The sequence below is a fragment of the Streptomyces sp. NPDC107517 genome, assembly GCF_055582645.1.
Genome location: NZ_JBVJPM010000050.1, coordinates 21,124 through 27,570, shown reverse-complemented (window position 1 = coordinate 27,570; position 6,447 = coordinate 21,124). Strand labels below are relative to the sequence as shown.

Sequence of the window (6,447 nt, the reverse complement as noted above, 5' to 3'; positions counted from 1 at the left end):
CCGGCCCACCGCGTGCCGCGCCGCCTCGACCGAGACGACGAACAGGATCGGGATGACGGCGTGCATGCCGACGCCGAGCGGGTCCGGCCACGCGGTCGCGCCGTTGAACGCGATCGTCGCGGCGGTCAGCAGCCATGCCGTCTGGCGCAGCAGGGGGAACGGTATCCGGATCCAGGTCAGCAGCAGGTCCAGGGCGAGGAGTACGCAGATACCCGCGTCGATCCCGACCGGCAGTGCGTAACTGAACGCCCCGAAGCCTTTCTTGAAGGCGAGCTCGCGGACGGCCGCATACGAGCCCGCAAAGCCGATGCCGGCGATGACCACCGCACCGGCGACGACCACCCCGATCAGGATGCGATGGGTCCGGGTCAGCTTGGTTGGTTCCCTCGGTTCCTTCGCCGCAGTCACGTACTGCCGCCCCTTCGTCATCAACAGTTAGCAATCTTCACCCTGTCATGCACGCGCCTCGCGCAGTCGTTCGCTGCTCTGATTTGTCGTCAGAGCGGTGTCCGAGCCGTGCCGAGCGTGCTGTTTCGCCCGGGTGGTCCCGGTCGGCAACGGCTGGGATCACACTGGTGCGCTAGGCGGCGGCCCCGGCCGCGCTCCAGGCCTTGAGCCACGACTGGAGTTCCGGCTCGGTGTAGTAGGTGACTTTTCCGTCCGTGACGCCGTCCGGAACGGGGACACCCTTGGCCTTGGAGCGCTGTAGGAGGTACTTGCGCGCCGTGTCGTAGGACCACGGCAGGATGCCCCGCTTGCACGCCTCGGCGATGCTGTATGTCTCGGGCAGTGCCTCGTCCTCGGCCCGCTCGCTCGCCAGCGCCACAGCCTGCTCGCCTGTCCCGGCCGCTGTCCCGCTCACTGTCCCGAGAAGGGCAGTCCCGGTGCCTGACCAGGCAGGACCCCCCTGTTGCCCCCTGTTTCGGCACACCGGGACAACCGGCCGGGACAGCGGTGCGAATTCCCCACCGGGCAGGAAGTTGTCAGCGGCCGCTTCCTCCTGGGCCTGCATGAGCGCCTCGGGGGTGATCCACGGGGCCAACTCTCCACGGTCGAACCAGCCCGGCGCCTGGGGAGCCTCGGCCAGCAGTTCCTTGACGTGCGGGGTGATGTAGGCGGCCTGGAACTCCCGCACCCAGGCGAAGTCACCGCCATCTGGGTCGGTCTTCTTGTCGGCGTACGCTCCGCGGCCCTTGGTGTCCGTGTCGTATCCGAAGCGCGGAGCGTTCTGCCCGAAGGCAACACCCCAACTCACCATGTCCTGCTTACCAATGGTGATCTTCGTGCCGATCTGCTTCCGGCCGATCGTGCCGCCGAACAGCGCGTTGTCGAACTGCTGCGCGCCGACGACGACGCGGTGCCCCGAGGAGCGGCCCATCATCAAGATGATGGTGAACCAGTCGATGAACGGCGGTGCGCCCTTCTGCCGGATCCCGAACTTCCACCACGTGTAGGCGAACCGGATCAGGGTCGGCAGCTCGTCGATGACCAGGAGCCGGGGCACCAGCATCTGCCGCAGGTGCGGGTCGCCGTTGAGGCCGTTGGCTTTCTCGGCCGCGATCATCGACGTCATGAACTCGGCGAGGGCGCCCATGCAAGCGCGGGTCGTCTTGTGGACCCGCACGCCACTGTGGCCCTCGGCCTCGATCATCGAGTTTTCCTTGTTGTCGAGGATGTCCACGACCCAGCCGTTCAGACGCCCGTGCACCACCGGGATGTACAAGACCGTGGACTTGCCGGATCCGGTGTCCCCGGCGACGCCCCAGTGCGGGGTGTCCGATTCGGTGGAGACCACCACGTCGACGACGCGGTCGCCCTCGATGGCCTGGCCGACGAACACCTTGAACGGATTGCCGGTCGACCTCCAGGGAACCGAGGGCGCCAGCTGCGGCCGCGGCTTCGGCGCCGGCTTCGGCGTGAACTCGGCATAGTGGCGCCTACCGCGCTGAGAGTAGGCGCCCTGCCATTCACCGGGAACGCGGGTCGCGACGGCGAGAGCAAGTGCCGCGCGTTCCTTCTCGTGCCCGAGCCACTGCAGAGGCAACCGGATCACGATGCGCGCGCCGTCACGGTGCAGGTCATCGGAGAGGACCATCCAGTAGCGATCGCCACGCTCCTGATCCTCGCCAGACAGACGCAGCACCTGGATCAGCGCGGCCCACAGCCCGGGCCCGTAGGTCTGCGAATCGGTCCGGTCCACGCCCCCGTTGCCCATCGCCTTCATCCACACGAGAGACAGGGGCACCGCAACTGCGAGCGCGACGAGCGTTCCCATCGGTGCACGCCACAGGCCGATTCCTGCGGCCGCTGCGCCCAGACGCACGACGGAGCGCGCCGCCCCCGGCCATTGATGCCAAACGTCCACTCGAGCGGCCCCGCCTGGGGCTTTCGCGCCTGCTTCGGGCTGGTCGACGGCGGACGTTTCCCCGCCTGTGGCGTCGGCTCCCTTTGCCAAGGTGCCCGCTGCACTGAGGGGTCTTCGGTCCAGGAGGACGCCCCGGTGCAAGAAGGTCGCATCGCTCCGGGGCTCGCCCCACAGCGGCTGTCCGGCGACAAATCGCCACAGCCCGCTGATCACGACGGCCAACCCCTCGGTGAGCGCGTCGACTGTGCCGTCGAACCCTGGCCGCTGCTTCTTCGCCTGCACCATCAGCCGGCGTGATCCAAGCCCGCCCAGAACCCCGGCTGCAACCGCGACGCAGACCACCCAGATCTGCAGTTCGTCCATGGTGTCGGGCAGCAGGGAAACCAGGTGGGTGGCGATCCACCCGCTCTGCCCATCATCGGCTGCCGGAGGCGACGCGGCCCATCGCAAGCCGCCTCCCATCAAATACTGAACCAAGGTCATGTCTCCTCAGACCGGTGGAGGGAACCGCCAGACAGCAGCCACCGAGGCGGATGATGGCCGTCGGCCCTTACCGCGCCACTTACCGTGCAGCCCTCACCGAGGTACCGGTGGAATGACGATCCTGGTGGTAAACAGGCCGAGGCGTGCCCTGCGAACGCCAGCCGATGCGTTCGGCGGTTCGTCGTTCAGGGACGGAAACCGAGCCCCGAACTCGAAGCGCAGTGCGCGGGTTGGCCGGGGTCGACCAGGAGCACGGCCAGCGCTGCCGGTCGGTCCGCGACGAGCGTGGTGTGAAGACGTTCGGCGGTGCCGGGCTCGCGCCACCGATGCAAGGTGCCTGTGCATGATCCGGGCGCGGCCGGCGGTGCAGACCACATCCCACTGGAGAGCTAGCCCGCCGTGCCGCCCAGTACGAGCGCGTGGTCCTCACCGACCGCGGCCAGCCCACCGCCGTCCTCATTTCTCCCGCCGAACTCGAGGACATGGAGGACGCCCTGGCAGTGGCCCGCCTCGAACGCGACCGTGCGCTCGGAGCGCAGTTTGCACCTGTCGCTGACACCGACGCCCGCGCTCTGTTCCGGCAGGCCGCTGAGCGCGGTGCCGCCCGGTGAGCTGGACCGTCACCTGGGAGCCGTCCGCAGTCAACGCCACAGTGCGTTTCCTAGAGGAACACCCCGACACGCTCGATGAGGTGTTCGTGGCAAGCGACATGCTCACCGAGAATCCGAAACCGGCGGGCAGCACTCCATGGGGAACCAGTCACCGCCGTCTGCGCGGCGGCCGCTGGCGCCTCCTCTACCGAATCGACGATGCGAACCGCACCCACATGGAGCACGTCGGATTTCACGGCCTAGCGATGGCGTTGTGCGAACCGGGGTGAGGCCGTTGCCGCACAACGCCACATCGTGCATCTGGGGTCAGTGGGTGCGACGGATCATCACGGTGAGGCGGGGCGACGCTGGTGACGGCTGACTGTGCCCGATGTCTTCATAGCCCCACCGCCGGTACAGGGCGTGTACTTTCCCTTCGCCGGCAGCCTCGTTGACCATGAGCGTCACGTATGGCTCGTCTCGGTCGGCGAGAAGAGCATCGTGGATACGACGTGAGGTCCCGGTACCGCGCCATTCGGGGCTCACGCCGATCTCTTTCAACGCCATCGCCGGGTGCGCCGTGTAGGTGGCGCTCGGTGACGGACTGGTGCGCTGCCAGTACCGGTCACCGTCCTCGATCTGATTGCCGTAGGCGTAGCCCACCGGATGGTCGCCTGCATAGGCCATGACCACGATGAAGCCTGGCTCAGTGCCATGTCGGTCGAGCCGTTCGCCGAACGCGCCGACGGCGTAGTTCGGCAGGTGTAGCAGCGGGGCACGTACTTCGGCGTAGACGTTGAGCAAGTCGCCACGGGCGGCGTCGAGGTCGGTGAACGTGCGTAGTTCGATGGCGGGTGCCGAGGTCATGCTGTGGCCCTCCAAGCGGCAGTGTGCTCGATCCATGTACGTGCGCTGGCACCGCGCGGCGCGGTTGCCCGCAGCGCTGCTCCAAACTCCTGCAGCATGCGGGAAACCCGTGCGTGTTGGGTAGCGGCCTCGACCGGAACCTTCATCGCTGTGTAGGTGGCCGTCTCGTCGTCGCCTTGGGCGAGTTGGGCCTGGGCGAGTCGGCTGGTGGCAATGGAGCGGGAGCGAAGCATATGTGGCCGGAGAGCGGCTAGGCACTGGTGGGCGTGGTACTCCGCAGTGGACCAGTTGCCGACCGCAAGGTGGGCGGTGAGGGCGAGCGAGTGCAGTTCCGCCTCGTCGTAGAACGCGAGCAGCCACACGGGCCGGTAGGTGTCCTGGTCTGCGCGGCCCATGGCCTCCTTGGCCTGGTCGAAGGTGCGGCCCAGACCTCTACGGTCGTGAGCGGTCCCCTGGATGGCCATCTGTCGAGCCATCCCGAGAGAGGCAAACATGGGGTCGCGTCGTGTGATGTGCAGGTTGCGGGCGACGTCGTTGGCAGCGCGAGCATCTGCGGGACGGCCCAAGTGCCGGTAGAGGCTGCCTGCGTGGGACCAGATGCGGAACTTGATGGCCTGGTCGCCGGACAGTTCGGCGAGGGTCTGGGCCTCCCGCATGTGCCCGATGGCGTCGTTGTACCGGCGGCCGTCGATGGCGGCCCACATGGCGGAGGAGCGGAAACTTGCGGCGGTGGCGTACAGGTTGCCGCGCACCCGCTGGGTGGCGCTGCCAGAGCTCTGCAGATTCAGAGCCTCGTCGGCGAGTCGGACCGCCCGCTGTTCGATGTCGACCTGTCCGCCGTGACGGTGGTCGCTGGCGACGACCGCGGCGAACTTGCGCTGCAGGCGCTCGACGTCGGTCATACCGATTTGACGTCCTGACGCGATGCCGGGAGTGGCGGCTGCTACGGCTGCGCTGAGGGATGCGGCGACGAGCGTGCGGCGGTGCATGGGGTCCTCCTCCGGTGGGGTGGTCGTGGCCGAAGACTGGCCCCGTGGCACGAACCCTAAAGCGACCGCTGGCAGCCCAGTGACGTCCTGTAACGCACGCCGCGTTACCTCGTGGGGCCACCGGACCCGTCCGGCGCGCCACTCTCGGACCTGTCGGCCGTCGTAGTGGCCGGTCCTCCCGGTGAGGCGTTCCACGGCTAAATTCGCCGCCTGAGCAAGGCTGTTGGAGCTGTGCTTGTGTTCGAGCATCCACGCCTCAAGAAGCTCGTTGCGCGTGGTGTCCATGGCGGAACGGTAGCCCCCTGAGTACTTACTGTCAGGTAAATAGATGGTCAAAACCCCCTAGGGGAAGCGCCCTGAAGCAGGCCTCAAAGCCCTAACCGCTTGCGGTCGTGTGGCAGTTAGCTCGACGTACGGCCCCCGGACCGCGCGACATAACCACGACGAACCAGGCGCGCCCTGACGTGGCATCACTGCCGCACCCCGCGCAGCAAACCGGACGAGCAGGAGTAGCCCACATGCATCCGCAGCGGCACACGCCTCAACAGCGCATTCGGCAATGCGCCCTGGTCGAGGCCCCCTACGCAGAGCACGCCCCTGCAAGAGCGATACCGCTGCCCTGCACCCCACCACCGGCCGCCGAACAGCCGAGCCCTGCCGTATGCGGTGAGAGCAGCCGCACCTATCCGATGACCGTGCACGCGCCACGCCGTGCCCGCACGGACGCCCGGATGCTGATCCCCGCGCTGGGCTGGGACGGGGACGTCGACGACGCGACCCTCGCCCTCAGCGAGCTCGTCACCAACGCCTACCGGCACGCGAACACCGCCGGGCCTGAACTGCGCGTGCGTCTGGCCGTCTTGAGTGACGGGGTGCTCCTGATCGAGGTCTCCGACCCGCTGCCCGGATTCATTCCGCGGATACCCAACCCCGAGCGGGGTCGCGGCCTGCCTCTCCTGGACCAGCTTGCCGAACGTGTCGACTGGTACCTGCACGGTGACGACATGGGGAAGACGGTCCGCGCTCTCCTCGCAGCCTGAACCGTGCCCCGTGCCCCGTGCTCGTCGCGGGCGACGAGCACAGACCCCCACCTCCCGCTGCCGGGCGGGATCCGGCCCGGCAGTGGGAGCACAACCCCAGCCTTTCGCCGGCG

At 67.9% G+C, this 6,447-nt stretch carries 7 protein-coding genes; 3 read left to right on the top strand and 4 right to left on the bottom strand.

The window, feature by feature from the left end; translation table 11 throughout:
- A partial coding sequence (locus tag ACZ67T_RS43580; protein WP_469992292.1) for a DUF2637 domain-containing protein occupies positions 1 to 408 on the bottom strand: 408 nt, incomplete at its 3' end.
- Positions 409 to 580: 172 nt separating this feature from the next.
- A complete protein-coding gene (locus tag ACZ67T_RS43575; protein WP_469992290.1) occupies positions 581 to 2,848 on the bottom strand; it encodes a type IV secretory system conjugative DNA transfer family protein in 2,268 nt (755 codons plus the stop codon).
- Between the two features lie 419 nt (positions 2,849 to 3,267).
- Between ACZ67T_RS43575 and ACZ67T_RS43570 the strand changes: the two genes are divergently transcribed.
- The gene (locus ACZ67T_RS43570; protein WP_469992288.1) at positions 3,268 to 3,459 is read left to right on the top strand and encodes a type II toxin-antitoxin system prevent-host-death family antitoxin; all 192 of its coding nucleotides are present in this window, start codon (positions 3,268 to 3,270) and stop codon (positions 3,457 to 3,459) included.
- Complete coding sequence (locus ACZ67T_RS43565) at positions 3,456 to 3,728, top strand: type II toxin-antitoxin system RelE family toxin (protein ID WP_469992286.1); 273 nt, start codon at positions 3,456 to 3,458, stop codon at positions 3,726 to 3,728. Before ACZ67T_RS43570 ends, ACZ67T_RS43565 begins: the two co-directional genes overlap by 4 nt.
- A gap of 37 nt (positions 3,729 to 3,765) precedes the next feature.
- On the opposite strand, the gene ACZ67T_RS43560 is transcribed toward ACZ67T_RS43565, so the two are convergent.
- Complete coding sequence (locus ACZ67T_RS43560; RefSeq protein ID WP_469992284.1) at positions 3,766 to 4,305, bottom strand: GNAT family N-acetyltransferase; 540 nt, start codon at positions 4,303 to 4,305, stop codon at positions 3,766 to 3,768.
- The gene (locus ACZ67T_RS43555; RefSeq protein WP_469992282.1) at positions 4,302 to 5,294 is read right to left on the bottom strand and encodes a hypothetical protein; all 993 of its coding nucleotides are present in this window, start codon (positions 5,292 to 5,294) and stop codon (positions 4,302 to 4,304) included. The genes ACZ67T_RS43560 and ACZ67T_RS43555 overlap by 4 nt, the downstream gene beginning before the upstream one ends.
- Before the next feature lie 695 nt (positions 5,295 to 5,989).
- On the opposite strand from ACZ67T_RS43555, the gene ACZ67T_RS43550 reads away from it, so the two are divergent.
- The gene (locus tag ACZ67T_RS43550; RefSeq protein WP_469992281.1) at positions 5,990 to 6,334 is read left to right on the top strand and encodes an ATP-binding protein; all 345 of its coding nucleotides are present in this window, start codon (positions 5,990 to 5,992) and stop codon (positions 6,332 to 6,334) included.
- Positions 6,335 to 6,447: the final 113 nt, after the last annotated feature.

What these genes read in the sequence shown, in the direction of transcription:
- ACZ67T_RS43575 (WP_469992290.1), bottom strand. Translation starts at nt 2,848, where the DNA reads ATGACCTTGGTTCAGTATTTGATGGGAGGCGGCTTGCGATGGGCCGCG.
- ACZ67T_RS43560 (WP_469992284.1), bottom strand. Translation starts at nt 4,305, where the DNA reads ATGACCTCGGCACCCGCCATCGAACTACGCACGTTCACCGACCTCGAC.
- ACZ67T_RS43555 (WP_469992282.1), bottom strand. Translation starts at nt 5,294, where the DNA reads ATGCACCGCCGCACGCTCGTCGCCGCATCCCTCAGCGCAGCCGTAGCA.